The sequence below is a fragment of the Stenotrophomonas maltophilia genome, assembly GCF_004920835.1.
GTDB classification, from domain to species: domain Bacteria; phylum Pseudomonadota; class Gammaproteobacteria; order Xanthomonadales; family Xanthomonadaceae; genus Stenotrophomonas; species Stenotrophomonas maltophilia_AQ.
Map to the genome: position 1 here is coordinate 42606 of NZ_QFHO01000023.1, position 26370 is coordinate 68975.

21 protein-coding genes are annotated in these 26370 nt (G+C 66.3%); 13 read left to right on the top strand and 8 right to left on the bottom strand.

Going from position 1 to position 26370, the window contains the following annotated elements; translation table 11 throughout:
* Window positions 1–129 precede the first annotated feature (129 nt).
* The 3 genes from DI041_RS15565 (at window position 130) to pilB (ending at window position 3090) form a co-directional block, all read left to right on the top strand.
* Window positions 130–570 carry a pilin gene (locus DI041_RS15565; RefSeq protein ID WP_136639334.1) on the top strand — a complete coding sequence of 147 codons (441 nt, stop codon included), beginning with the start codon at window positions 130–132 and terminating at the stop codon, window positions 568–570.
* 157 nt (window positions 571–727) lie between these two features.
* A complete protein-coding gene (locus DI041_RS15570) occupies window positions 728–1135 on the top strand; it encodes a pilin (protein WP_136639333.1) in 408 nt (135 codons plus the stop codon).
* Window positions 1136–1356: 221 nt separating this feature from the next.
* Window positions 1357–3090 carry a type IV-A pilus assembly ATPase PilB gene (gene pilB, locus DI041_RS15575; RefSeq protein ID WP_136639332.1) on the top strand — a complete coding sequence of 578 codons (1734 nt, stop codon included), beginning with the start codon at window positions 1357–1359 and terminating at the stop codon, window positions 3088–3090.
* Between the two features lie 83 nt (window positions 3091–3173).
* Here the strand turns inward: pilB and DI041_RS15580 are convergent, their stop codons facing one another.
* Both DI041_RS15580 and DI041_RS15585 read right to left on the bottom strand, forming a co-directional pair.
* Window positions 3174–4547 (bottom strand): sigma-54-dependent transcriptional regulator, encoded by a 1374-nt coding sequence (locus DI041_RS15580; protein ID WP_136639331.1) that lies wholly within the window; start codon window positions 4545–4547, stop codon window positions 3174–3176.
* A gap of 60 nt (window positions 4548–4607) precedes the next feature.
* On the bottom strand, window positions 4608–6221 hold the full coding sequence (locus DI041_RS15585; RefSeq protein WP_046985447.1) for a sensor histidine kinase: 1614 nt from the start codon (window positions 6219–6221) through the stop codon (window positions 4608–4610).
* Between the two features lie 376 nt (window positions 6222–6597).
* Here DI041_RS15585 and sucC point away from each other — a divergent pair, with 376 nt between their 5' ends.
* The 3 genes from sucC (at window position 6598) to DI041_RS15600 (ending at window position 10478) form a co-directional block, all read left to right on the top strand.
* Entirely contained in the window at window positions 6598–7767 is a 1170-nt protein-coding gene (sucC, locus tag DI041_RS15590; protein ID WP_004154430.1) for an ADP-forming succinate--CoA ligase subunit beta, read from the top strand.
* 20 nt (window positions 7768–7787) lie between these two features.
* Window positions 7788–8663, top strand: coding sequence for a succinate--CoA ligase subunit alpha (sucD, locus tag DI041_RS15595; RefSeq protein ID WP_005410793.1), 876 nt, complete (start codon window positions 7788–7790; stop codon window positions 8661–8663).
* 180 nt (window positions 8664–8843) lie between these two features.
* Entirely contained in the window at window positions 8844–10478 is a 1635-nt protein-coding gene (locus DI041_RS15600) for an NAD+ synthase (RefSeq protein WP_046985446.1), read from the top strand.
* 92 nt (window positions 10479–10570) lie between these two features.
* Here DI041_RS15600 and DI041_RS15605 read toward each other — a convergent pair whose 3' ends face one another.
* Window positions 10571–11773 (bottom strand): alpha/beta hydrolase family protein, encoded by a 1203-nt coding sequence (locus tag DI041_RS15605; RefSeq protein WP_136639330.1) that lies wholly within the window; start codon window positions 11771–11773, stop codon window positions 10571–10573.
* 210 nt (window positions 11774–11983) lie between these two features.
* Window positions 11984–12871 carry an outer membrane protein assembly factor BamD gene (locus tag DI041_RS15610; RefSeq protein ID WP_046985444.1) on the bottom strand — a complete coding sequence of 296 codons (888 nt, stop codon included), beginning with the start codon at window positions 12869–12871 and terminating at the stop codon, window positions 11984–11986.
* A gap of 113 nt (window positions 12872–12984) precedes the next feature.
* Here DI041_RS15610 and rluD point away from each other — a divergent pair, with 113 nt between their 5' ends.
* From rluD to DI041_RS15630, 4 genes are read left to right on the top strand one after another with little or no spacing between them, the layout of a single operon-like run.
* Window positions 12985–13974 (top strand): 23S rRNA pseudouridine(1911/1915/1917) synthase RluD, encoded by a 990-nt coding sequence (gene rluD / locus DI041_RS15615; RefSeq protein WP_080103094.1) that lies wholly within the window; start codon window positions 12985–12987, stop codon window positions 13972–13974.
* On the top strand, window positions 13974–14744 hold the full coding sequence (gene pgeF, locus DI041_RS15620) for a peptidoglycan editing factor PgeF (RefSeq protein ID WP_136639329.1): 771 nt from the start codon (window positions 13974–13976) through the stop codon (window positions 14742–14744). The genes rluD and pgeF overlap by 1 nt, the downstream gene beginning before the upstream one ends.
* Before the next feature lie 2 nt (window positions 14745–14746).
* Window positions 14747–15271 (top strand): DUF4166 domain-containing protein, encoded by a 525-nt coding sequence (locus DI041_RS15625; protein ID WP_169050352.1) that lies wholly within the window; start codon window positions 14747–14749, stop codon window positions 15269–15271.
* A complete protein-coding gene (locus DI041_RS15630; RefSeq protein ID WP_136639328.1) occupies window positions 15246–15683 on the top strand; it encodes a thiol-disulfide oxidoreductase DCC family protein in 438 nt (145 codons plus the stop codon). Before DI041_RS15625 ends, DI041_RS15630 begins: the two co-directional genes overlap by 26 nt.
* 72 nt (window positions 15684–15755) lie before the next feature.
* Here DI041_RS15630 and otsA read toward each other — a convergent pair whose 3' ends face one another.
* The 4 genes from otsA to DI041_RS15650 all read right to left on the bottom strand — a co-directional run bounded on the left by otsA (window position 15756) and on the right by DI041_RS15650 (window position 22320).
* Window positions 15756–17120, bottom strand: coding sequence for an alpha,alpha-trehalose-phosphate synthase (UDP-forming) (gene otsA, locus DI041_RS15635; RefSeq protein WP_136639327.1), 1365 nt, complete (start codon window positions 17118–17120; stop codon window positions 15756–15758).
* Window positions 17117–18898 (bottom strand): glycoside hydrolase family 15 protein, encoded by a 1782-nt coding sequence (locus DI041_RS15640; RefSeq protein ID WP_136639326.1) that lies wholly within the window; start codon window positions 18896–18898, stop codon window positions 17117–17119. The genes otsA and DI041_RS15640 overlap by 4 nt, the downstream gene beginning before the upstream one ends.
* Before the next feature lie 41 nt (window positions 18899–18939).
* Window positions 18940–19698: a trehalose-phosphatase gene (gene otsB / locus DI041_RS15645; protein WP_065723853.1), complete on the bottom strand. Its 759-nt coding sequence runs from the start codon at window positions 19696–19698 to the stop codon at window positions 18940–18942.
* Window positions 19699–19887: 189 nt separating this feature from the next.
* Window positions 19888–22320, bottom strand: a complete 2433-nt coding sequence (locus tag DI041_RS15650; RefSeq protein ID WP_136639325.1) for a TonB-dependent receptor plug domain-containing protein — start codon at window positions 22318–22320, stop codon at window positions 19888–19890.
* A 215-nt stretch (window positions 22321–22535) separates the two neighbouring features.
* On the opposite strand from DI041_RS15650, the gene DI041_RS15655 reads away from it, so the two are divergent.
* The 3 genes from DI041_RS15655 to DI041_RS15665 all read left to right on the top strand — a co-directional run bounded on the left by DI041_RS15655 (window position 22536) and on the right by DI041_RS15665 (window position 25740).
* Window positions 22536–23018, top strand: a complete 483-nt coding sequence (locus DI041_RS15655; protein ID WP_136639324.1) for a DUF3574 domain-containing protein — start codon at window positions 22536–22538, stop codon at window positions 23016–23018.
* A gap of 36 nt (window positions 23019–23054) precedes the next feature.
* On the top strand, window positions 23055–23912 hold the full coding sequence (locus tag DI041_RS15660) for an XAC2610-related protein (RefSeq protein WP_136639323.1): 858 nt from the start codon (window positions 23055–23057) through the stop codon (window positions 23910–23912).
* Window positions 23913–24021: 109 nt separating this feature from the next.
* Window positions 24022–25740, top strand: a complete 1719-nt coding sequence (locus DI041_RS15665; RefSeq protein ID WP_136639322.1) for a thiamine pyrophosphate-dependent enzyme — start codon at window positions 24022–24024, stop codon at window positions 25738–25740.
* Window positions 25741–26370: the final 630 nt, after the last annotated feature.

Genomic DNA, 26370 nt, shown 5'->3' on the forward strand with positions numbered 1-26370 from the left:
GGGAGGCGTGCCGGGGTTGGCACGCAACCTGCGTTGATCCACCCGCAGGGTATGGGGCCCGCTCAACCGGCGCTGTCCGGTCCGATCCCGTGCACTGAACTCAACCACCACTATCTTGGGGATGTACCAATGAAGAACCAGAAGGGCTTCACCCTTATCGAACTGATGATCGTCGTCGCGATCATCGCTATCCTGGCTGCCATCGCACTGCCGGCTTACCAGGACTACACCGCCAAGTCGAAGGTCACCGCGGCGCTGGCCGATCTGGCTTCGCACAAGACCCAGTTCGAGATGGAAAAGAGCGCGGGCCGTGATCCGACCGTAGCAACCGCTGGATTCCAAGCTGAAGAGACCGGTAGCTGCGAAAGCATCACCGTGACTAAGGGCGGCATGACCTGTGCCATCCGTGAGCCGGGTAGCCGGATCGGCGAAGGCGCAACTCTTGCTTTGAAGTACACCGACACCGCCGTTGGCGACAACGGTGCCATTACGACCCCGGGTGGCTTCTCCTGCGTCGTGACCGTTATGGATGCTAAGTTCATTCCGAAGGGTTGCACCAAGGGTACCTAATGCACTCAATCCGTAGAGCTTTGTTATAGGAGCTAATGTTCCTAGAGCTCTCTGGGGAGTGAACACAAGGCCCGCTTCGGCGGGCCTTGTGCTGACCGGGCTACCAGAACCGATCGGCACGCAGCAATGGGGATTGCTGGATCAAACAGGGGGAGTCATGAACACGCAGAAGGGCTTCACGCTCATCGAGCTGATGATCGTGGTGGCCATCATTGCCATTTTGGCGGCCATCGCGGCGGTGGCGTTCCAACCGTACGTCGTACGCACCCAGCTGACCGCCGCGCTGGCCGATATAGCACCTGGCAAGACCAAGGTGGAAATCCTCGTCAATGAGGGCCGCTCGGCCAGCCTAGTCACGCCGAACTACATCGGTGTCGCCCAGAACGCCCACTGCTCCAACGTCGAAGCCGAACTCAGCGACTCCGGCGTCGGCCATATCAGCTGCACCCTGAAGGGACACAGTGCGCTGGAAGGCAAGGACCTGATCCTGCGCCGCTCCGCCGAGGGCATCTGGAGCTGCGACGGCAGCGCCTTCGAAGCGCGCTATCGCCCGAGCGGCTGTTGATCACACTTCCGCTCTCCGATGGGATGCTGGCCGACCCTTGACGGGGCTATCATCACCGGGGGAGTCAGGATCGTGCCTGCCGGGTAGGGAGTGCCAGGCGAGGCAGTGTTGCTCATGGATTGGCGATGCCGTTGGCCGTTGGCTGCGGCAGGTTCTGCTGCCCCGTGCGGTGCCCGTACAAGGCGCACGGCAGTGCATGACCCCATGAGCCAAGGATTCATATGAACGCTGTAACCACCGCCAATCTTGTCGGCATCACCGGCCTGGCCCGACGCCTGGTACAGGACGGCGCCCTGGACGAGACCTCGGCCCGCGACGCCATGGCCAAGGCCGCGACCGCGCGCCAGCCGCTGCCCACGTGGTTCGCGCAGAACAAGCTGGTCAATGCCTCGCAGCTGGCCGCCGCCAACGCGGTCGAGTTCGGCATGCCGCTGTTCGACGTGTCCACTTTCGATGCCAGCCAGAACGCGATGAGCCTGGTCAGCGAGGAGCTGCTGCGCAAGCACAACGTGCTGCCGCTGTTCAAGCGTGGTGGCAAGCTGTTTGTCGGCACCAGCAATCCGACCCACTCGCTGGACGAGATCAAGTTCCACACCAATCTGGTGGTCGAGCCGATCCTCGTCGACGAGGACCAGATCCGCCGCACGCTCGAACAGTGGCACGCCAGCCATGACACCATCGGCGACGCTCTGGGCGGTGACGACGACGGCATGGGCAACCTGGATGTCGCGGCCGGTGACGAAGATCTCGGCACCAGCAGTGGCGACTCCGGCATCGATGCCAAGGGCGACGACACCCCGGTGGTGAAGTTCGTCAACAAGGTGCTGGTCGATGCGATCCGCAAGGGCGCGTCGGACATTCATTTCGAGCCCTACGAAGACGATTACCGTGTGCGCCTGCGCATCGACGGCCTGTTGAAGATGGTGGCGCGCGCGCCGGTGAAGTTGAACCAGCGCATCGCCGCGCGCCTGAAGGTGATGGCGCAGCTGGACATCGCCGAGAAGCGCGTGCCGCAGGACGGACGCATCAAGCTCAACCTGTCCAAGACCAAGCAGATCGACTTCCGCGTCAGCACGCTGCCGACCCTGTTCGGCGAGAAGGTGGTGCTGCGTATCCTGGATGGCAGCGCGGCCAAGCTGGGCATCGACAAGCTGGGCTACGAGCCGGACCAGCAGAAGCTGTTCCAGGACGCCATCCACAAGCCGTACGGCATGGTGCTGGTGACCGGCCCGACCGGCTCGGGCAAGACCGTGTCGCTGTATACCGCGCTGGGCATCCTCAACGACGAGACGCGCAACATCTCCACCGCCGAAGACCCGGTGGAAATCCGCCTGCCCGGCGTCAACCAGGTGCAGCAGAACAACAAGCGCGGCATGACCTTTGCTGCGGCGCTGCGCTCGTTCCTGCGACAGGATCCTGACATCATCATGGTCGGCGAAATCCGCGACCTGGAAACGGCGGAAATCGCGATCAAGGCGGCGCAGACCGGTCACATGGTGCTGTCCACGCTGCACACCAACGACGCGCCGCAGACCATCGCGCGCCTGATGAACATGGGCATCGCGCCGTACAACATCACCAGTTCGGTGACGTTGGTGATCGCCCAGCGCCTGGCGCGCCGCCTGTGCGGCAACTGCAAGCGGCGCTCGACCCTGCCGGCGCATGCGCTGCTGGCCGAGGGCTTTACCCAGGCGCAGCTGGACGCGGGCATCGAGCTGTACGAAGCGGTGGGCTGCGATGAGTGCACCGAGGGCTACAAGGGCCGTACCGGTATCTACCAGGTGATGCCGATGACCGATGAGATCGCCACCATCGTGCTGGCTGGCGGCAATGCACTGCAGATTGCCGAGGCGGCGCAGCAGATCGGGGTGAATGACCTGCGGCAGTCGGCGTTGAAGAAGGCGGCGGCAGGCGTGACCAGCCTGGCCGAGATCAACCGCGTGACCAAGGATTGACGTCGATCCACGCCATGCGTGGATGACGTCGGTCGGCATCGGGTCAGAGCCCTTTCCTGCGGAAAGGGATCCGACCCGGCTGATTACTCCATTCCCAGCTTCTTCAGCTTGTAGCGCAGTGCGCGGAAGGTAATCCCCAGCTGCGCGGCGGTGCGGGTCTTGTTCCAGCGGTTCTCTTCCAGCGCGCGCTGGATGGCACTGCGTTCGAGCTGCTCGATGTACGAGGGCAGGGCAGCGCTGCCAGGCTGCAGGTCGGCCACGGCTTCGGCAGGAGCGGCACCGCCGGGGACGCGCGGGGCATGCTGCGGCAGGCGCAGGTCGTCTGCACCGATGCAGTCTTCCTCGGCCAGCGCCAGCGCCCGTTCCAGGATGTTCTCCAGTTCGCGCACGTTGCCGGGGAAGACGTACTGGGCCAGTGCCTCCAGCGCCGACGGCGCCAGCAGCGGGGTGGCGCGGCCGTGGCTGCGGGCCAGTCGTGCCAGCACTGCCGCGGCCAGCTCCGGCAGGTCCTGGCGCCGCTCGCGCAGCGGCGCCACCCTCAGTTCGATCACGTTGATGCGGTAGTACAGGTCGTGGCGGAAACGCCCGTCCTCGACCAGCTCGGCCAGATCGCGGTGGGTGGCGGAGAGGATGCGCACGTCCACCGGCTCTTCGTTGGCCGCACCGACCGGTCGCACCGACTTCTCCTGGATCGCGCGCAGCAGTTTCACCTGCATCTGCAGCGGCAGCTCGGCCACTTCGTCCAGGAACAGGGTGCCGCCGTGCGCGGCCTGGAACAGGCCGGGCTTGTCGGCGTGGGCGCCGCTGAAGCTGCCCTTGCGATGGCCGAAGAACTCGCTTTCCATCAGCTCGCCGGGAATGGCGCCGCAGTTGACCGGAATGAACGGTCCGGCCGCGCGCGCGCCCTGGGCGTGGATGGTGCGTGCGACCAGTTCCTTGCCAACGCCGGACTCTCCCAGGATGTAGACCGGCGCCTGGCTGCGCGCGACCTTGCCGATGGTGGTGCGCAGCACGTCCATGGCCGGCGAAGCGCCCAGCAGGCGTGCGCCCTGTTCGGCATTGGGGCCGGGCAGCGGGCGTTCGGCGTTGTTGAGTTCCAGTGCGTGCTTGACCAGTCCACGCAGCACGGCGATGTCCACCGGCTTGCTGACGAAGTCGAAGGCACCGGCCTTCAGTGCTTCCACGGCCAGGTCCATGCTGCCGAAGGCGGTGATCATCGCCACCGGCGTGCGCGGATAGTGCTGGGCAATCTCGCTGACCAGTTCGATGCCGTTGCCATCGGGCAGCCGCATGTCGGTGATGCACAGGTCGTACGGATTGCTGGCCAGCAGCTCGCGCGCTTCGGCCAGGTTGGCGGCGGTACTGATACGCAGCCCCATGCGGCCGAGGGTCAGTACCAGCAGTTCGCGGATGTCGCGTTCATCGTCGACGACGAGGGCGCTGCGGGTTTCGTTCATGGGCGTGAAAGATAAACGAGGGGGCTGGAAGCGACAAATGTTTGACGCACAGAATCAGAATCAGGTGGGCAACAGCGTGTGCGGGCCGGGCAACACCAGACGGAAGCAGGAGCCGCCCGCCGGCACCGGAATGTAGTCGAGCCGTGCCTGGTTGGCCCGGCACAGTTCGCGGGCGATATACAGGCCCAGGCCGGTGCCATGCTCGGAGGTGGTGAAGAACGGCCGGAACAGCTGCGCGGCAACGCTCTCTGGAATACCCGGACCACGGTCCATCACGTCGATCACCGCGCTGCGCTCGTGCTGCGCCACGCGCAGCCGTACGCGTGCGGGTTGCTGGCCGATGCGGCCGTACTTCAGTGCGTTGTGCACCAGCACGGTCAGCACCTGGTAGAGATGCTTCGCATCGACCTGGGCCATCACCGAACTGTCGTTGATGATCGGCTCGATGCTGTCGGTCTCCAGCGTCTGCCCCTGTTTGTACTCCAGCACGAAGCGGCGCACGAACGCGGCCAGGTCTACGTTCTCGGGGGTGGCGCGCTCGCGCCGGGCCAGGCCCAGCACGCTCTCGACAATGCCGTTGGTGCGTTGGCACTGCTGGCGGATGATCTGCAGCAGGCGGCGGTCGCTTTCGTTGAAGCCGGTGCCTTCCTCCAGCAGCTGTACGGCGTAGTTGATCGCCGCCAGCGGATTGCGGATCTCGTGCGCCAGGCTGGCCGAGAAGCGCCCCATCGCCGACAGGGTGAGTGATTCGGCGCGGCGCGAGACCACGCTGGAGTCGTCCAGGAACACCAGTGCCAGTTCGCTGCCGGCCAGCAGGCGGGCAAAGCGCGGCTGTACCTCGGGCTGGTCGGGGTTGAGCTGCAGCGGCAGCTCGTCCTGCGCCCAGCCGTTGCGCCAGCGCTGCAGGCGGCGGGCCAGTTCCGGCGCGGCGCTGGTCAGGTCCAGGCGCCCACTTTCGCCGTTGCCATCGCTGTCGCCCAGCAGCATCGAGGCGGCTTCGTTGGCCAGGGTGATGCGACTGTCGGCATCCACCACCAGCACGCCGGTACGCATGCGGCGGATGATCAGTTCGTTGATCTGGAACAGGTTGGCCACTTCATCGCCGCGCTGGTTGGCCAGTTGCTGGTTGCGGCGCGCGCGGTTGCCCACCTGGAAGCTGATGAAGGCCAGCGCCAGGTAGCTGGTAGCGAACATCGCCAGCTCGGCGAGGGTGCGTGTGGGGTCGCCCCCTTCCAGTAGTTTCCAGCTGTATTCCGCGCCCGTGGCCAGGCTGGCGGCGATCGCCAGGCCCAGGCCCCAGCTCAGTGGCAGCAGGGTGGCAGCAGCGGCGATGTTGAACAGCAGCGACATCGAGATGCCGGCGCTGGCACCGGGCAGTGCATGTGAGAGCAAGGTGGCGGCGATGATGTCGACCAGCACGCTGCTGACCACGATCGGGCGCAGCCAGCGCTCGTTGCGGCCGATCACCAGGGCCAGCAGCGACAGCAGCAGATAGATCGCCGCGACGGTATCGGCCAGGCGCGGGTGATGCGCTTCGCCGACCATGGCCGACAACGGGCTGTACAGCAGGCCGGCGATGACCGCGGCGATCAGCACCCGGTACAGCGCGAAGAAATACAGCTCACGCCGCGGAATCGATTCGATGCGGTCGATCAATGAAGCACTGGGTGACACGCCGGAACTCCCCTTCTGGCTGCCTGGGTCTGGAATCTGCGGCGGGCCTGCCTGGCATCCCCTGAAGCCGGCCGGTACGTCGCGTCGATGTGGCGTCGAGTCTGCTCGATTCGACCAGTATAGGGCCCCCGGGCGGGCGCCGTCGGCGCGGCCCGGATCGCGCATTTGGCCCGCTGTGGATACCGGTGGCCAGCGTCGGCCGGGGCGCAACTGCCTGAATGATGGTGGAAATCTGGCCGGGTCTGGCGTTTTGTACAGACTTCTTTGCGCCCCGGCGCTGGCTCGGCCACAATAGTGGGCCCGCCGCGGTCCATGCCGGCGCCCCGCCGGGGCCCTGAGGAATTGCGTGCGGTCGTTCCTATTCCCACGGTGACGCATGAATTTCCACGAATACCAGTCAAAACAACTGCTTGCCGAGTACGGCATCCCGGTCCCGGCCGGCAAGGTCGCTGCGACCCCGGACGAAGCTGTTGCCGCTGCCAACTCCCTGGGCCAGGGCCCCTGGATGGTCAAGGCGCAGATCCACGCTGGCGGCCGCGGCAAGGCTGGCGGCGTCAAGTTCTGCAAGACCACCGACGACGTGAAGGCCGCTGCGGCCAAGATGCTCGGCACCAAGATGGCCACCTACCAGACCGCTGGCGTTGAACTGCCGGTCAACCTGGTGCTGGTGACCACCGCCGGCGAGATCGTCAAGGAACTGTACCTGTCGGTGCTGGTTGACCGTGGCACCAAGACCATCACCTACATCGCTTCTTCGGAAGGCGGCGTGGAGATCGAGCAGGTCGCTGCTGAAACCCCGGAGCTGATCCACTCGCTGAACGTCGATTTCGTCGAAGGCGTGCAGGGTTACCACGGCCGTGATTTCGGCTTCAAGCTGGGCCTGACCGCCAAGCAGGCCGGCCAGTTCGCCAGCATCATGGTGAACCTGTACCGCCTGTTCAACGAAAAGGATCTGGCGCTGGTTGAAATCAACCCGCTGGCCATCCTGGACGACGGCAACCTGTACGCGCTGGACGGCAAGTTCGACAGCGACGACAACGCCGCGTTCCGCCAGAAGGCCCTGGTCGCCATGCGCGACAAGACCCAGGAAGATCCGACCGAAGTGATCGCTTCGGAGCTGGACATCAACTACGTCACCATGGACGGCAACATCGGCTGCATGGTCAACGGCGCAGGCCTGGCCATGGCCACCATGGACGTCATCAAGCTCAACGGCGGCGAGCCGGCGAACTTCCTGGACGTGGGCGGCGGTGCCAACAAGCAGCGCGTCATCGAAGCCTTCAAGCTGATCCTGTCCTCGGACAAGGTCGAAGGCATCTTCGTCAACATCTTCGGCGGCATCGTCCGCTGCGACATGATTGCCGAAGGCATCATCGCCGCCGTGAAGGAAGTGGGCGTCAAGGTTCCGGTCGTGGTGCGCCTGGAAGGCACCAACGTGGAAGAAGGCAAGCAGCTGCTGCGTGACAGCGGCATGGCCATCATCCCGGCTGACAACATCAACGATGGCGCCAAGAAGATCGTTGAAGCTGTCAAGAACGCTGCCTGATCCGACACCAAGGAATTCCCATGTCTGTTTTGATTAACAAGAACACCAAGGTGATCGTGCAGGGCTTCACCGGCCAGCAGGGCACCTTCCACGCCACTCAGATGATCGAGTACGGCACCCAGGTTGTTGGCGGCGTGACCCCGGGCAAGGGTGGCACCACCCATATCGACCTGCCGGTCTTCAACACCGTTGCCGACGCCGTGCAGAGCACCGGCGCCAACGCTTCGGTCATCTACGTGCCGCCGCCGTACGCGGCCGACGCGATCCTGGAAGCCGCTGCTGCCGGCATCAAGGTCATCGTCTGCATCACCGAAGGCATCCCGGTGCTGGACATGCTGCGCGTCAAGAACGTGCTGACCCGTTCGCATCCGGACACCGTGCTGATCGGGCCGAACTGCCCGGGCGTCATCACCCCGGGTGAGTGCAAGATCGGCATCATGCCGGGCCACATCCACCAGCCGGGCAAGATCGGCATCGTGTCGCGTTCGGGCACCCTGACCTATGAAGCGGTCAAGCAGACCACCGAAGTCGGCCTGGGCCAGTCCACCTGCATCGGCATCGGTGGTGACCCGATCAACGGCCTGAACTTCGTCGACTGCCTGAAGCTGTTCAACGAAGACCCGCAGACCGAAGGCATCATCATGGTCGGCGAAATCGGCGGCGACGCTGAAGAAGCCGGCGCCGAGTACATCAAGAACCACGTGAAGAAGCCGGTCGTCGGTTTCATCGCCGGTGCGTCGGCTCCGGCCGGCAAGCGCATGGGCCACGCCGGTGCGATCGCCTCGGGCGGCAAGGGCACTGCAGAAGGCAAGTTCGCTGCCATGGAAGCTGCTGGCGTCGTCACCGTGCGTTCGCCGGGCGACCTGGGCGCTGCCATCGCCAAGCTGGTGAAATAAGATCGACTGCCTCCGGCAGACGATTCTGTAGAGCCGGCCGCTGGCCGGCTGCTTGAAACAGAAAGGCCGCCTCCGGGCGGCCTTTCTGCGTCTGGTGTGGGGTCAGATCCATTTTGCTGCGCAAAAGGGATCTGACCCCGGCGTTACAATGGCGGCATTGCAACCACAGGCTGGATTCCCATGGCTTCGATCCGCATCGCGATGGCGCAGTTCGACTTCCCGGTCGGCGATGTCGCCGGCAACACCGAGCGCATCATCGAGATGATCGGCCAGGCGCGCGACGAGTACGGCGCCGAGCTGGTGATGTTCCCCGAGCTGGCGGTGAGCGGTTATCCGCCGGAGGACCTGCTGCTGCGTCCCGGCTTCCTGTACGAATGCGAGCAGGCGATGACCCGCATCGCAACCGCCTGCCGTGGCATCACTGCCGTGGTCGGCTGGCCGCAGGCGGCAGGTGCGGTGGTCTACAACGCCGCCAGCGTGCTGCGCGATGGCCTGGTCGAGCAGACCTACCGCAAGCGCGAACTGCCCAACTACGCGGTGTTCGACGAGCGTCGCTACTTCGATGTCGATCCGGATGGCGGCAGCTGCGTGTTTGAGGTCAACGGCATTCCGGTGGGCCTGCTGATCTGCGAAGACCTGTGGTTCGCCGAGCCGCTGGCCGACACCGTGCGCGAAGGTGCGCAGCTGGTGGTGGTGCCCAATGCTTCGCCGTACGAGCGCGGCAAGCACGCCCAGCGCGATGCCGTGCTGGCCGCGCGAACCCGCGAGAGCGGGGCGGCGATCGCCTATCTCAATGTGGTCGGTGGCCAGGACGCGCTGGTATTCGATGGTGCTTCGGTGGTGGCCGACGGCGACGGTACCGTGCATCCGGCCGCGGCGGCCTTCGTCGATCAGTGGCTGGTGGTGGAGTACGACGGTGAAACCCGTCGCTTCATGCCGCACGTGTGGATGGACGATGGCGATGAGAGCATGGACGCGCTGGCCTGGCGTGCTGTGACCCGTGGCATCCAGGACTACTGCCGCAAGAACGGCTTCAGGAAAGTGTGGCTGGGCCTGTCCGGTGGCATTGACTCGGCGCTGGTGCTGGCGATGGCCGTGGATGCAATGGGTGCCGAAAACGTCACCGCAGTGCGACTGCCGTCGCGCTACACCGCTGGCCTGTCCAATGATCTGGCCGCCGAACAGTGCCAGGCGCTGGGCGTGAAGCTGGAAGCGGTGTCGATCGAGCCAGCATTCAAGGGCCTGATGGAATCGCTGGCGCCCATGTTCGAAGGCACCACCCCGGACGTGACCGAGGAGAACCTGCAGTCGCGCAGCCGTGGCGTGATCCTGATGGCGCTGGCCAACAAGTTCGGCGGCCTGCTGCTGACCACCGGCAACAAGAGCGAGTACGCGGTGGGTTACGCCACGATCTACGGCGACATGTGTGGTGGCTACGCGCCGCTGAAGGACCTGTACAAGACCGAAGTGTTCGGTCTGTCGAAGTGGCGCAACACCGTGGGCGGTGCGCCGGTGATCCCGCCGGCGGTGATCAGCCGCCCGCCTTCGGCCGAACTGCGCGAGAACCAGCTGGACCAGGATTCGCTGCCGGCCTATGACGTGCTGGACGGCATCCTGTACCGCTACATCGACCAGGAGCAGTCGCGCACGGAGATCGTTGCGGCCGGTTACGACGCGGCCGTGGTCGACCGCGTGCTGCGCCTGGTGCGCATCAGTGAGTGGAAGCGGCACCAGGCCGCGCCGGGGCCGAAGGTCTCGCGGCGTGCGTTCGGCCGTGAGCGCCGCTACCCGATCAGCAACGGCTACAAGGGCTGAGCGCAGGTCGCCGGGCAGGGCCAGGCGCTACCAGGTAGTGCCGGCCGCTGGCCGGCAATCCCGTAGACCACGTATCCACGCATGGCGTGAATCTACCGGGCCTGGTCGAGCAGCTGTTCGAAGCCGGCGGTTTCGGTGGCTTCGTCGAACGGGCTGTCCCCCAGCCGCGCACGCACGAACGCCAGGCCATCCGCAGCCGCCGCATCCAGCGTGCCGCGGTGGTCGACCGGATAGCGCCGGAATGCCACGGGCTCTCCACGCAGGGCCAGCCCCGCGGCATACAGCAGGGTGGTCATGTACGGCACGTCGCGGTCCTCGCTGCCATGGCCCAGCATCAGCGGCTGGCTGAAACCGCGGCGCGGCACGCCCAGGTAGTCGTGCAGCAAGGTCCAGATGCCCGCCACGTCGGTCAGCGGTGAGATGAACATCGCGCCGGTATCGGCGCCTTCCAGCGTGGAGGCCAGTTCGCCCAGGCATTGCCCGCGCGCCAGCGCGACCCGTGCACGCCCCTCATCGCTGAGCACGCGGTCGATCTGCGGGGCGACCTGCAGCAGGCCATCCAGCAGATAGGCGTGGTAGGCGTTGAGCGCGCCGGGATTGGCGGTGCGATTGTCCGGTTTCATCACCAGCGCGGTCAGCTCGACGGCGGTGGGCGTGCCGGTGGTGAAGCTGCCGCGGTACCGCAGTGATGGTCCGCCGTAAGCATCCGCGATGTGGCCGGCAGCAAGCGCGGCGGCACCGCCCTGCGAATGGCCAACCGAGACCCAGCGCGGCGACAGCGTGGTGCGGCCGAGGTACTGATGGCTGGCCTTGACCAGATCGATGGCGTTGCGTGCGGCGGTGCGCACGTGCAGGTAGGCGTGGTCACCGGGGCTGCCGAGGCCCTGGTAGTCGGCGGCGACGACGGCATAGCCCTGTGCCAGGAACAGGTCGAGGAAACGCCCGTCGCGTTCAGGCTGGTAGGGGCCGGACACGGAGGGGGCGCAGCGATCGGCGATGCCCTGGGTGCCGTGTGCCCACGACACCACCGGCCAGCCACCGACCGGAGCCGCGCCGGCCGGCAGGTACAGCAGGCCGGTGCCTTCGGCCAACTGGCCACGGTGGTCTGGGGTGCGGTAGTGCAGCTTGTAGGACTGGGCGGCCGCAGACGGCACCCAGCTGGCGCGATAGGGCGCGGCGGAGAGCAGGTCGCCGGGCGCGGCCGGGGTGGCGCCCAGCGGGCCGGAGGCCAGCGCCAGCACGGCCGAAGCGATCAGGGTGGTCAGGTGCCGCAAACGGCGGGGCGGTGGTGTCATGGGGCGCTCCTTGCCGGCCAGGATGGCCGTTGCGCCGCAGTGTGGAGGGCCTTGCCCGCGCCGATTGGGACCGGCGTCGCATCCACCGGGGATTCGGAGAATTCCTAGGCGGCACCCGGGAAGCCGTCGCGCGTGGAGCGTCCTGCTGAGAGCAGTCGAGCACGGCTCGACTCTACAGAAAGAAGAAAGGCCCCTCGCGGGGCCTTTTTCTTACTTCTTTTCCAGTCGCGCGTTGCGCTGGCCGGTGCTGGCGGACTTCTCGCCGGCGAACGGGTTCAGCTTGCGGACCATCCACGGGTACTTCGGCCACTTGCCTTCCAGCCACGGGTGGTCCGGCTGGTTCAGCTGCAGGACGCGGCGGGCGTCGTCGGCCAGGGTCTTGTTGCCCAGGTGGGTGTAGGAATCGGCCAGGACGGCGACGGCGTCGTACTGGAAGGCGCTCTGCGGGTAGGTTTCCAGCAGGTAGTTGGCGCGGCCCGCGGCCGAGACCCATGCGCCGCGGCGCATGTAGTACAGGGCGTTGTCCAGCTCGTGCTGGGCGAACACGTCACGCAGCTCCAGCATGCGCTGGCGCGCATCAGCGGCGTAGCGGCTGTTCGGGTAGCGGTCTACCACGATGTTGAAGTCCGAGTACGCCTGGTGCGGCGTGGACAGGTCGCGGCGGCTTGCATCCAGGGACCATACGCGGCGAAGGAAAACCGTACTGCGGTTGGAGTTGGCCAGGCCGCGCAGGTAGTACAGGTAGGCGATGTTGCGGTGGGTCGGGTAGGTACGGATGAAGCGGTCGATGCTGGACACCGCGTCATCGTGCTTGCCGGCCTTGTACTGGGCATAGGCGGTTTCGATCATCGCCTGTTCGGTGTACGGGCCGTACGGATACTGGGCCACCAGGCGGCGGAAGCTGCCTTCGGCGCCGCTCCAGTTGCCACCCTGCATCAGCTTGTGGCTCTTCTCGTACAACTGTTCGACCGGCGTCCCTTCATCGGGGCGATCACCCTTCTTGGCACCACGATGGCAACCGGTGGCGGCGATGACCAGCACCAGCAACAGGGCGGTGAGGCGGACGGGCGCAGAGAGCATGACGGAGCGTCGGATCATGAGGTCGAGGCGGGACGCGGCTGGAATACGAAGGGTCGATGATAGCCTAGTGTCCTGTCCAGCGACTGAAACCGGCCGCCGGGACCCCAAAATTTCAAAGAATGCCCCCTGCCATGTCTGAACAACCCTCTGAATCGGCCCGCCAGGCCATCGTCCCCGACACCTCTGCCGGCCGCCGTTTCGACGCGGTCGTGGCCGAATTGTTCCCCGAATACTCGCGTTCGCGCCTGACCGAGTGGATCAAGACCGGCGATGTCCTGCTGGACGGCGCCCAGGCCCGCCCGCGCGATCCGCTGCGCGGCGGCGAGGTGGTCACCCTCACCGTGGTGCTTGAAACCCAGACCGACGCCCAGCCGGAGGACATCCCGCTGGACGTGCTGTTCGAGGACGAGTACCTGCTGGTGATCAACAAGCCGGTCGGCCTGGTGGTGCACCCCGGCGCCGGCAACCACAGCGGCACCCTGGTCAACGCCCTGCTGTTCCGCGACCCGTCGGTGGCGGTGCTGCCGCGCGCGGGCATCGTGCATCGCCTGGACAAGGACACCAGCGGCGTGATGGTGGTGGCCAAGACCCTGGAGGCACAGACCGCGCTGGTCGAGCAGCTGGCCGCACGCGACGTGCACCGCCAGTACCTGGCCATCGTGATGGGCGCCCTGGTGGCTGGCGGCACTGCCGATGCGCCGATCGACCGCCACCCGCGCGACCGCCTGAAGATGGGCGTGCGCGAGGATGGCAAGGAAGCGGTGACCCATTACCGCCTGCGCGAGCGTTTCCGTGCACATACCGCCCTGGAATGCCGCCTGGAAACCGGCCGTACCCACCAGATCCGCGTGCACATGGCACACATCCGCCATCCGATCGTGGGCGATCCGCTGTACGGCGGCGCGCTGAAGCTGCCCAAGGGCGCCAGCGACGAGCTGGTGGCCGCGCTGCGCGGCTTCAAGCGCCAGGCGCTGCATGCCGAGACGCTGGAGTTCGTGCACCCGATCACCGGTGAGACGGTGCGCAACACTGCGCCGGTGCCGGCCGACATGCTGCACCTGCTGAAGGTGCTGCGCGAAGACAGCGACGCCTTCGCCGCACGCGAGCGGGACCGCTGGTGATGGCTGCCGCGCTGCCATTGCTGCAGGCGGACTGGCCGGCGCCTGCGGGCGTCCACGCGCTGACCACGCGGCGGCATGGTGCCGGCATCTCGCCGGCGCCGTTCGCGCAGTTCAACCTGGGCAACCGGCACGCGGCCGATGGTGACACCCCGGCCAACGTCGAGCACAACCGCCAGCTGCTGCAGCAGGGGTTGGCGCTGCCGTCGGCGCCGCATTGGCTGCGCCAGGTGCACAGCAGCACCGTACTGCGCTTCAACGCGCCGCCAGTGGCCGGTGCCAGCGAACCGGTCGCCGACGCCGCGGTGACCTCGGTGCCGGGCGTGGTGCTGGCGATCCTGACTGCTGACTGCCTGCCGGTGGTGTTCGCCGCCGTCGATGGCAGCGAGGTGGGCGCCGCCCATGCCGGTTGGCGTGGCCTGGCCGACGGCATGCTGGAGGCCACCGTGGCCGCCATGCAGACGCCACCGGCGCAGCTGCGCGCCTGGCTGGGCCCGGCGGCCGGACCGGCCGATTACGAGATCGGCGAGGAGGTCTATCACGCCTTCGTCGGCCACGATCCGGCCGCCGAGGCTGCATTCATGGCAACCCGTGCTGGCCACTGGAAGGTGGACCTGTTCGCCCTGGCCCGGCAGCGCCTGCAGGCGGCGGGGATGGACCCGGCGCAGATTCACGGCGGTACGGTGTCGACCATGGCCGATCCGGACCTGTATTCGCACCGGCGCGATCGTCGTACCGGACGCATGGCAACCCTGGCCTGGATCGCGCCCTGAGCGTGCCGCTGTTCGCGCGCGTGCTGGGGCCGGCCTTCGCCACCCTGGTCGCACCGGTGCAGGCACTGCATGCCGCGCCGCTGCCCTGCCGCTACGTGGGCCAGGCGCGGATCGAGCGCGGCCGGCACTGGCTGGTGCCGCTGCTGGCCGCGCTGGCGCGGTTGCCAAGGGATGGCGAGGCGCTGCCGACCGAGGTGGCGTTCAGCGCACACGGGCAGGGTGAACGCTGGGCACGACGCTTCGGCCGCTGGCCGATGGTATCGAGGCTGTGGGCGCACGAAGGGTATCTGCACGAGCAGTTGGGTGCGGTGCGTTTTGAGTTCGACCTGCAGGCCCGCGACGGTGGCATCGACTGGTCGGTGCGGCGGGTCTGGGCATTTGGCCTGCTGCCGCTGCCGACGCGCTGGTTTGGTGGCGTACGTTGCCGCGAGGCCTGGGACGACCAGCGCTACACTTTCCTGGTCGATGTGACCTTGCCCTGGGCAGGAGCCCTGATCCGCTATGAAGGCTGGCTCGAACCGCAGTGAAGCCGCCACCGACGCGGGCGGCGCGGTGATCGTGTTCGATGGTGTCTGCGCACTGTGCAACCGCTGGGTGCGCTTCCTGCTGCGCTTTGATCGCAAGGGACGCTATCGCTTCGCGGCAATGCAGGGTGCGCAGGGCAGCGCCCTGCTGCGCGCGCACGGGCTGGATCCGCAGGACCCGATGTCGTTCCTGTTGCTGGACGAACAGGGCGCCTGGACCGATACCGATGCGATCCTGCGCGTGCTGGCAGGACTCGGTGGTGGCTGGCGCCTCACTGGTGCGTTGCGCGTGCTGCCGCGCAGCTGGCGCGACGCGGCGTACCGCGCGCTGGCCCGCAACCGCTATCGCTGGTTCGGGCGGCATGACGGCTGCTATCTGCCGGCACCGGAGCAGGCCGCACGGTTCCTGGATTGAAGAAAAAAGGGGACGGAGGGGATTAAGTCGTTTGTGCACAAACGACTTAATCCCCTCCGTCCCCTTTTTCCCTCAGCCCTCCAGCGCGTCGAGGTAGCTGCGTCGCCAGTGGTTGATGTCGTAGGTGCGCAGGTGCTCCATCATCGCGTGCCAGCGCTCCTTGCGCCGGTGCAGTGACATCGTCGCCGCGGTGGCGATGGCATCGGCGACGCCGTCCAGGTCATGCGGGTTCACCAGCAACGCCTGCTTGAGTTCGTCGGCGGCGCCGGCCAGCAACGACAGCACCAGTACGCCGGGATCTTCCGGATCCTGCGAGGCCACGTACTCCTTGGCCACCAGGTTCATGCCATCGCGCAGCGGGGTGACCAGGCCCACTGCGGCAGCGCGGTAGAAGCCGGTCAGAGTGGCATGGGTGAAGTTCTGGTTGACGTAGCGCAGCGGGGTCCAGTCGGGTGCGGCGTGGCCACCATTGATATGCCCGGCGATCTGTTCCAGCTGGCTGCGCAGCTGGCGGTACTCGGTGACATCGCCGCGCGAGACCGGGGCGATCTGAAGGTAGGTCAGCGAGCCGTGCTGGTCCGGATGCCGTTCCAGGTAACGCTCGAAGCCGAGGAAGCGTTCGGGCAGGCCCTTGGAATAGTCCAGGCGGTCCACGCCGATCGCCAGCTGGCGGTCACGCAGGCTGGCGCGCAGGTTCTTCACCGCCGCCTTGGTGGCAGCGGTACCGGCCTGGCGGGCGATCAGTTCGGTATCGATGCCGATCGGGAAGGCGGCCGCACGGAAGCGGCGACCACCCGGTGCTTCCAGTTCACCGTTCTCGAGCACCTTGCCACCGCCGAACAGGCGCAGGTAGGTCTGGAAACGGTCGGCGTCGCGCTGGGTCTGGAAGCCGACCAGGTCGTAGGCATACAGCGCCGAGAACAACCGCAGATGGTCGGGCATCGCCTGCAGCAGGTCGGCCGAGGGCATCGGGATGTGCAGGAAGAAACCGATGCGGCAGCCGATGCCCCGTTCGCGCAGCATCGCGCCCAGTGGAATCAGGTGGTAGTCGTGGATCCAGACGATGTCGTCCTCGCGCAGCAACGGCGCGAGCTTGTCGGCGAACAGTGCATTGACCTTGTGGTAGGTCTCGCGGGTACCGCGATCGTAATCGACCAGGTCCAGGCGGAAATGCAGCAGTGGCCACAACGTGCGGTTGGCGAAGCCGTTGTAGTAGCCATCGACCTCGCGCTTGCTCAGGTCCAGGGTGACGAACTCGATGTCGCCATCCTTCTGCGTGTGCAGCGTGCCACTGCCATCGCGCACGCTCTTGCCGCTCCAGCCGAACCACAGGCCGCCGCGTTCCTTCAGTGCGGCCAGCAGGCCGACCGCGAGGCCGCCGGCGCGGTTTTCACCCGGCACGGCCACACGGTTTGAAACCACGACAAGACGACTCACGATGCCTCCTGCCACGACCGCGACAGGCGCATCGCGGCGGTGATCAGGCCGACGTGCGAATAGGTCTGCGGGAAATTGCCCCAGGCCTCGCCGCTGTCGAAGGCCAGATCCTCCGACAGCAGGCCCAGGTGGTTGCGCTGCTTCAACAACAGCTCGAACATCTCGCGCGCCTCTTCCATGCGACCAATCGCGGCCAGCGCATCGATGTACCAGAACGTGCAGATGGTGAAGCTGGTTTCCGGTTCACCGAAGTCATCCGGGGCGACATAGCGGTACAGCGAGTTGCCATGCTTGAGGTCACGGCCGATGGCCTCGACGGTGGCGACGAAGCGGGCGTCCATTGCGTCGATGAAGCCGATGTCGGCCAGCAACAGCAACGACGCATCCAGGCGATGGCCGCCGAAAGTATCGGTGAAGTGGCCTCGTTCCTCGCTCCAGGCTTCGGCCATGATGCGGGCGTGGATGGTGTCGGCGCGCTCGCGCCAGTAGCGTGCGCGGTCATCACGCTTCAGGCGCACGGCGATCTTGCACAGGCGGTCGCAGGCTGCCCAGCACATTGCGCTGGTATAGGTGTGCACTTCGGTGCGGCCGCGGAACTCCCACAGGCCGGCATCCGGTACGTCGTGCAGGGCAAAGGCCTGTTCGCCGAGGGGTTCCAGCCGCGCGAAGGTGTGCGCATCGCCAGGATCCTGCAGGCGACGATCGAAGAACAGCTGCGTGGAGGCGAGTACCACGCTGCCATAGACATCATGCTGGCGCTGCACCCAGGCCAGGTTGCCGCGGCGCACCGGGCCCATGCCGCGGTAACCGGACAGGCTGGGTACTTCGTCCTCGTCCAGCTTGGCTTCGAAGCCGATGCCATACAGCGGCTGCAGCGTGCCATCGTTGCTGGCCAGGTTGAAGATGTAGCCGAGGAACTGTTCCATCGTGCGCGTCGCGCCGAGGCGGTTCAGCGCACGCACCACGAACGCGGCATCGCGCAGCCAGCAGTAACGGTAATCCCAGTTGCGCACGCTGCCGGGTGCTTCGGGAATGGAGGTGGTCATCGCCGCGATGATCGCGCCGCTGTCCTCGTACTGGCACAGCTTGAGGGTGATCGCACTGCGGATCACTGCGTCCTGCCATTCCAGCGGAATGGACAGGTAGCGCACCCATTCGCGCCAGTAGTCGCGGGTGCGCTGGAAGGCGTCCTGTACGTAGCCGCTGATCGAGCGGTCGAGCGATTCGTCCACGCCCAGGATCAGGTGGACCGGATGGTTGAGCACGAAGGGCAGGCCATCGCGCACCAGCCGCACCGGCACATCGGTGGTCAGCCGCAGTACGTGCTCGGGCAGGATCCAGCGCACGTGGTTGCTGCCCCAGGTGGACTCGGGCACGCGTGCGCCCCAGTCAGCCAGCGGCCGCGCGCGTACGGTGATGCGCGGGCTGCCCGCCAGTGGACGCACTTGGCGGATCAGGCTCACCGGGCGGTAGAAGCGATCGTTCTGGCGCCAGCGCGGAGCGAAATCGAGGATTTCCAGCGAGCCGCCGTGGCTGTCGTGCAGCACGGTGCGGAGTATCGCGGTGTTGGTCAGGTACTCCTGTTCGCTGCTGCTGAAATCCTCCAGCTCGATGGCGAAGTCGCCGCCGTTCTGCTGGTTGGGGCTGAGCAGGGCGCAGAAGGTGGGGTCGCCGTCGAAGGTGGGCAGGCAGCTCCAGACTACGCGGGCATGTTTGTCGACCAGGGCGCCGAAGCTGCCGTTGCCGACCACGCCCAGATCAAGATCGGGTTGGGTCATCACGTGCTACATCTCGGTTGCGGCCGTGGGGGTTGGCCGGGTCAATAGGCATTCTCACGCAGCCAGGCGTGCACGCTGCGTATGTCGGGCAGTGCGAACACCGCCGCGCTGGGTTCGCGTTCACCCACCAGCACACTCCAGCCGTGCTGGCCGTTGGCGGCGTCAAAGCCGAACTCATCGGTGAGGTCGTCACCCATGAACACGGGCAGGCGGCCACGGAACGGCAGGTACTGCATCATCCGCCGCACCGCGCGACCCTTGTCGGAGCCGACCGGCACGAATTCCACCACATGATCGCCGGGCTGCAGGCGATGGCTGCTGCGACCGCGCAGGTGGCGGTCGGCAAAGGCGCGCACATCGGCTGCTGCGTTCGGTGCGCCGCGCCAGTGCAGGGCCAGGCCGACGCCCTTGTCTTCCACCAGCACGCCAGGATGTCCATGCGCGAAACGCATCGCCTGCTGGTGCAGCGCGTGCAGCCAGTCGGCGGTGTCGTCATCATGTGCGTCGCGCAGCACGCGACCATCCTCGCCACGCAGTTCGTGGCCATGCAGGCCGGCGGCGGGAAGCTGCAGGGGAGCGAACAACTGGTCCAGTTGCTCGAGCGGGCGACCACTGACCAGTGCCACGGCACCTTCCAGGCGGTCGCTGATGCGGCCGATGGCTTCGCGCACGTCGGGCAGCAACTGCACGGCATCCGGGCGTGCAGCGAATTCGATCAGGGTGCCATCAACATCGAGGAACAACGCGCAGGCATCGTCCAGCAATGGAGGTGGCGGACGCAGGGGGAGCGGTTCAGCCATGACGCCCAGCTTGCCAGCGCGGGCGTGTACGTGGGGTCGAGGGCAGGCTACGGATTTGGTAGTGCCGGCCGCTGGCCGGCAACTTCATGGTCCATGGATGCACCCTGCGGTTGCCGGCCAGCGGCCGGCACTACCGTGTAGTGCGGACCAACGGTCCGCACCCACCGAAGGCAATCACACCCAATGCGATCAGAACGTATAGCGGACGCGGCCGTAGTAGTACGCGCCGTTGCTGCCGATCGGTGACAGCACGTCATACGGCAGGTTGCCGAAGTAGTGGATATCGCTGTTGGATCGATCCGGGTAGTTGTCGGTCAGGTTCTGGCCGCCGATGGCCACGCTCCACTGCGGAGTGATGCGGTACTCGACGTCGGCATCCAGCTGCCATTCGGCCTGGTAGGTCTGGCGCGGGATGTAGCCGTCACCGAAGTTGAACACGCGGGTGGCGCTGCCATAGCGGTTCACGCGGGTGCTCAGCGACCAGTGGTCGTTGCTCCAGGCGGCCGAGAAGCTGCCACGGGTGCGCGGCGTGGCATCGGTGAGGGTGTTGGTCTCTTCGATACCGAACAGCACGTAGTCCGGGTTCAGTGCACGGAGCTGTGCCGGCGTGGCCAGCACGTTCTTCAGCGTGGTCTTGGTGTACGCATAGGTGCCGGTCAGCAGCAGCTGACCGTTGCCCAGCGATTGCCGCCAGTTGCTCACCAGCTCGGCACCGCGGGTGCGGGTATCGGCGGCGTTGACGAAGAAACTGGCGCTCTGCAGGCCGGTGACGCCGTAGTTGGCCGCCACGTAGTCGGTCAGTGCATCGCCGGTGATGCTTTCCGACAGCGCGATGCGGTCGTCGATGTCGATCTGGAAGAAGTCCAGCGACAGGTCGAAGTGCTCGCCGATGCGGCTGGTGAAGCCCAGCGAGGTGTTGATCGACTTCTCCGGCTTCAGATTCTGCGCACCCAGGCCACGTGCGATCGGATTGTTGACCGACAGCAGTCGACCCTGCACCAGCTGGCCGCCGGCGTTGTAGCCGGTGGAGGTGGATTCGTAACCGATCTGCGCCAGCGACGGTGCGCGGAAGTTGTTGGAGATGGCGCCGCGCAGCGCGAACGCCGGGGTGAATTCGTAGCGCAGGCCGAGCTTGCCGGTCAGTTCGCCGCCGAAGTCGTCATTGTGCTCGTAGCGCGCGGCCAGGTCGGTGGAGAACTTCTCGCCGAACTGGCTGGACAGGCTGGCGTAGGCGCTGGCCACGTCGCGCGACAGGCGCGCCGCGTCCTGCGGGGTCAGGCCGCCACCGGCCTGCGAGCCGGTCGGGCGGTCGGTGTACGGGCCGGCCGCATAGCTGGCCGGGTCGCCGGGACGGGTCTGGTAGCGCTCATGGCGCGCTTCCACGCCCAGGCCCAGGGTGTGGCTGATGCTGTCGCTCTGGGTGAACACGCGGCTCAGGTCGAGGTTGCCCACGGTCTGTGCGTATTCGTAGTCGGCGGTCTTGAAGCGGGTCGGGCTGGTCGGGCCCAGCGATGCGTTGAGCGAATCACGCAGGCGGTAGGTGAAATCGTTCTGCCCGTAATCCAGGCTGCCGTCGTAGCTCCACTCACCCCACTGGCCGCGCACGCCGGCCACGGCCTGCACGTCGCGGTTCTCGCCTTCGGAGATCGGTCGGTAACCGTTCGGATAGACCTCTTTCCAGTTGGCATCGCCATCGGGATAGCGGAAGTAGTTCGCGCCTTCGGTATCCCGTTGGTTGAAAGTACCGAACGCGTAGAACGTGGAGGTCTGGCCCACCGGAATTTCGGTGTTCAGCCACAGGTTGATGTCCTTGCTCTTGCCGTCACCCAGCACATAGTTGCGCTTGCCCTGCAGCGCGAGGTTGCCCGGGGTCTGGTCCCACGGCGGAATCTGGTCGAAGCCGGCACGGTTGGTGCCGTTGCGGTGCTTGTACTCCAGGCCGACGCGCAGGAAGCCGCCGTCCTCGCCCAGCGAAGTGCCGACCTTGGCGCTGATGTTGCCGGTCTGGCCATCGGTGAGGGTGCGGCCGATCGGCTTGAGGTCGGTGTGGTTGGCACCGTAGCTGGCCTCGATCTCGCCACCGTCGCCGCCGTTGTCGAGGATCACGTTGATCACGCCGGCCACCGCATCGGAGCCGTACAGCGCACCGGCGCCGTCGCGAAGCACTTCGATGCGCTTGATCGCGCTGACGGGGATCGAATTGAAGTCGACCGGGGTGGTGCCCTTGCCGATCTTGCTGTCGGTGTTGACCAGCGCAGTGTGGTGGCGGCGCTTGCCATTGATCAGCACCAGCACCTGGTCCGGCGACAGGCCGCGCAGCTGCGCGGCGCGCACGTGGTCAGCGCCGCCGGAGTTGGACTGGCGCGGGAAGTTGAATGACGGCAGCAGCGCCTGCAGCGCACTGCCCAGCTCACCGTTGACCACGCCGGCCTTGCGGATGTCCTCGGCGGTGAGCACATCCACCGGCGAGGTGGATTCGAGCACGGTGCGGTCGGCCGCGCGGGTGCCGGTGACGATCACCGTGTCCAGGTTGGTGGCGTCCTGGGCCAGGGCCGGGGCGGCGGCGGAAAGCGCGAGGGCGATGGCGAGGCCGAGTGGCGACGCAGGAAGGCGGACGGACATGGGGGCTCCAGCAACAACGACGACGGGGAAGGGGGGAGATGGTTTAACTTACATCCATCCGGATGAAGCGATATATTATCTTCGCGTGATGGCCGGTGCCGATGCAAGCCCTGCCGGTCCGGCATGAGCTGATGCCCCGCTGGCATCAGCACGCCGGGCCGGTGGCGCTGTACGCTGCCGCCTCGCCTTGTCCCCCTTCCCCCGGAGTTGTACCGATGAAACACCTTGGCCTCGTCTTCGCCGTGCTGCTGGCCACCAGCGGCTGCGCCAGCCTCTCTTCGCAGGCGCCCAGCGCCTATGCCACGGCCACCACCGCCGAACTGAAGGGCGATGCCGCCCGCCCGTCCGCCGGCCACGGCTGGGTGCGCAGCGAGCTGTACTTCGGCGTGGGCGAGGAGCAGGGCGCCGGCAACCGCCCGCAGGCCGACACCATCAGCGATGCGCAGTGGCGCACTTTCCTGGACAAGGAAGTGACCCCGCGCTTCCCGGATGGCCTGACCGTGTTCGATGCTTATGGCCAGTGGCTGTTCCGCGGCGATGCCGCACCCAACCGCCTGCGCACCAAGGTGCTGGTGGTGCTGCACGAGGACACCCCGCAGCGCCGCGCCGATATCGAAGCGATCCGCCTGGCGTGGAAGCAGCAGACCAAGCATCAGTCGGTGCTGTGGTCGCGGCAGCCGGTCGAGGTATCGTTCTGACCTGAAGGGGCCATCGTGGCGCCACAGGGATGGACGATGAAACACAGGGACTACGTGCTGGGCCTGCTGCTGGCAGGCCTGTGGCTGCCGACGGCGGAGGCGAATGAGGGCGACGGCGAAACACTACGGTTCCAGGTCGCCGCTCACGTGCAGGCACACGCCGATCCCCAGCAGGACGGCAGCATCGCGGTTCAGTTGTCGCCGTCGGGCAAGCGCCAGAATCTGGCGGGCGCGGCGGATGCGGACGGCAATTCGCGATGGGGTCTGGAGGACGTCGATTTCGATGGCTACCCGGAATTGATTGCACGTGCATCGGTGGGCATGGTCAACGAAGCGGTGGCGGTGTACCGCTTCGATCCGGCCAGTGCCGGGTTCCGCGCGCTGCAGGCCGACACCCGCGGCAAGGACAGTTGCGGTGACTTGATGGGGCTGACTGTCGATCGTTCGAGCCGCACCCTGACCAGCAGCTGCCGCAGCGGCCCGATGTGGTACACCGATCAGTACCGGTTTGCAGGTACGAAGCTCTATCTGTACCGCTCCGAGAGCGTGTTGATGCTGGGCGATACGCTTAACGCCGCGCTGCATTGGGTGCAGACCGACGAGCAGGGGCCGTTGGCAGTCTGGCGCACCTATGATGCCGCCGGAAACGTGCTTGAGACGGCCATTGCCGATGGCCTGGGCGCACCGCCCGACGGACCGCTGCGTGGCCAGCAGGCCTCCGTGCTGGCGGCGCGCCTGTTCCTGTTCGATCGGCCCGGTGCATCCAGCACCAAGCGTTATCTGGTGCAGGGCGACCGTGTGGAAATGCTGGATGAACAGGATGGCTGGATGAAGCTGCGCTACCGCAACCCGAAGCAGGGCGCGGTGGTGGGCTGGATCAACGTCAACGATTGACGAGACATCCGTCTGAAGTTTGCGCATCGAGGCGATGCGCGCCTTGCCCACGGGGGCATCACTTCACCGGGTCTAGCCTCGGAGGTTCCCCCGTTCGAGGATGTATCCGATGAGCAAGCGCGTGGCCGAAATCGTGGTGGACGCCCTGCAGCAGGCCGGTGTCCGCCGTTGCTACGGCATCGTGGGCGATACGCTCAATCATGTTACCGATGCGATGCATGGCAGCGAGATCGCTTGGGTGCATGTACGCCATGAAGAAGTGGCAGCGTTCGCTGCCGGCGCCGATTCGCTGGTCAGCGGCCAGTTGACGGCGTGTGCTGGCTCCTGCGGACCCGGTGGCCTGCATTTCATCAATGGCATCTTCGAGAGCAACCGCAACCGGGCGCCGATGGTGCTGATCGCCAGCCAGATCGTCACCAGCGAGCTGGGCATGGAGTTCCCGCAGGAAGTGGACTTCAAGGCGGTGTATGGCAGCTGCACGGTGTTCTGCGAACAGGTGCACAGCGCCGAACAGGCGCGACGCGTGGTGGCGCTGGCCTGCCAGGCCGCGATCAGCCGTCGCGGCGTCGCCGTAGTGATCCTGCCGGCTGACATCAGCGAGGCCGAGGTGAAGCACGATGTGCCGTTCTCGGTGCACTACACCCAGCCGGTGCTGCGTCCATCCGACACCGAGCTTCAGCACATCGCCGAGCTGCTGGGGCAGGGCAAGCGCATCGGCATCTATGCCGGCGCCGGTTGCCAGGGCGCGCACGCCCAGTTGTTGGAACTTGCGCGCAGGTTGCAGGCGCCGGTGGCGCACACCTCGCGCGCCAAGGACTTCGTCGAGCCGGACAACCCGTACAACATGGGCATGACCGGCATCTTCGGCATCGAATCCGGCTTCCACACACTGATGGAGTGCGACACGCTGCTGCTGCTCGGCGCTGATTTCGCTTGGGGCCAGTTCTATCCGGACAAGGCGACGATCATCCAGGTCGACCGCGATGGCAGCCACCTCGGCCGCCGCCATCCGGTGAACCTTGGCGTGGTCGGTGATATCGCGCCGACGCTGGACGCCTTGCTGCCGATGCTGCCGCCGCGCGAGGACAGCAGTTTCCTGGACGAGTGCATCGAGCGCCGTGACAAGGCACTGAAAAAGCGCGAGAAGGAAGAGCAGCCCGGTGAGGGCGAGCTGATCCATCCGCAGCACCTGACCGCGCTGCTGTCGAAATATGCCACCGATGATGCACTGTTCACCGCCGACGGTGGCTCGCCGATGGTGTGGGTGTTGCGCCACATCCGCGTCAACGGCCGCCGCCGCACGCTGACCAGCCTGTTGCACGGCACGATGGCCAATGCGATGCCACAGGCACTGGGCCTGCAGAAGGCGTTCCCGGGCCGGCAGGTGATCTCGCTTTCCGGCGATGGTGGCCTGGCGATGCTGCTGGGCGATCTGTTGACGGCCGTGCAGGAAAACCTGCCGATCAAGGTGGTGGTGTTCAACAACGGCTCGCTGAATTTCGTCGAGCTGGAGCAGAAGGTGGAAGGCCTTCTGGACAACTACACCGACCTGAAGAATCCGGACTTCGGCCGCTTGGCCGAGGTGATCGGCTTCCACGGCCGCACCGTGACCCGCAGCGAGGACCTGGAGGAAGCGGTGCAGGACTTCCTGTCCCAGCGTGGCCCGGCGCTGCTGGACGTGCACACCAGCCGCGCCGAGCTGGTGATGCCGCCGCAGATCGAAGCCAAGCAGGTGGCCGGCACGGCGTTGTACGCGGCCAAGGCGGTGTTGAACGGCCGCTTCGACGACGTGAAGCATCTGCTGGTGGACAACTTCCTGAAGAAGTGAGGGTTGGGGTCTGATGCAGGGCTGCGCCCTGCACCCGCCGAATCAACGTCAACGTCAACGTCAAAAGCGGGGTATCGGTGGGATGGCGGGGTGGGTCCGGTTGCGGGGGACGCCGTAAACCCATCCTTGGGGGCTTGGCCGCGGCATCCATGCCGCGGACACCCCCGCAGCCGGATCCACCCCGCCTTCGACAGATTTCCGCGATCTGTTGGAATGGCATGGCCTGTTGCTCGTGGGGGTCGACCTTGGTCGGCACAGTAGATCCACGCCATGCGTGGATGCTTCCCGGTAGTGCCGGCCGCTGGCCGGCAACCAGGCAGATGCCTGCGATCCGGCGCCTGAGAGCGCAGCGACCGGCTTCTGCTTTTGATCTTTTGATTCTCTTCCGTGGCTGGCGCCCGCAGGAAACTGTCAGGGGCCGGGCGGGTAGGCTGCGCGGGGGTGTCCGCGGCATGGATGCCGCGGCCAAGCCCCCAAGATGGGTTCACGGCGTCCCCCGCGTAGCCTACCCACCCGGCCCAACACGGGAAATCGTAGTTCGCGACCAACCACGAGGGGCTCCGCCGTTGGCTGGAACCCATCATTCCACGACGGAATTGGCGCGCTGGCCTCGCTGGGCCTACCATCGGC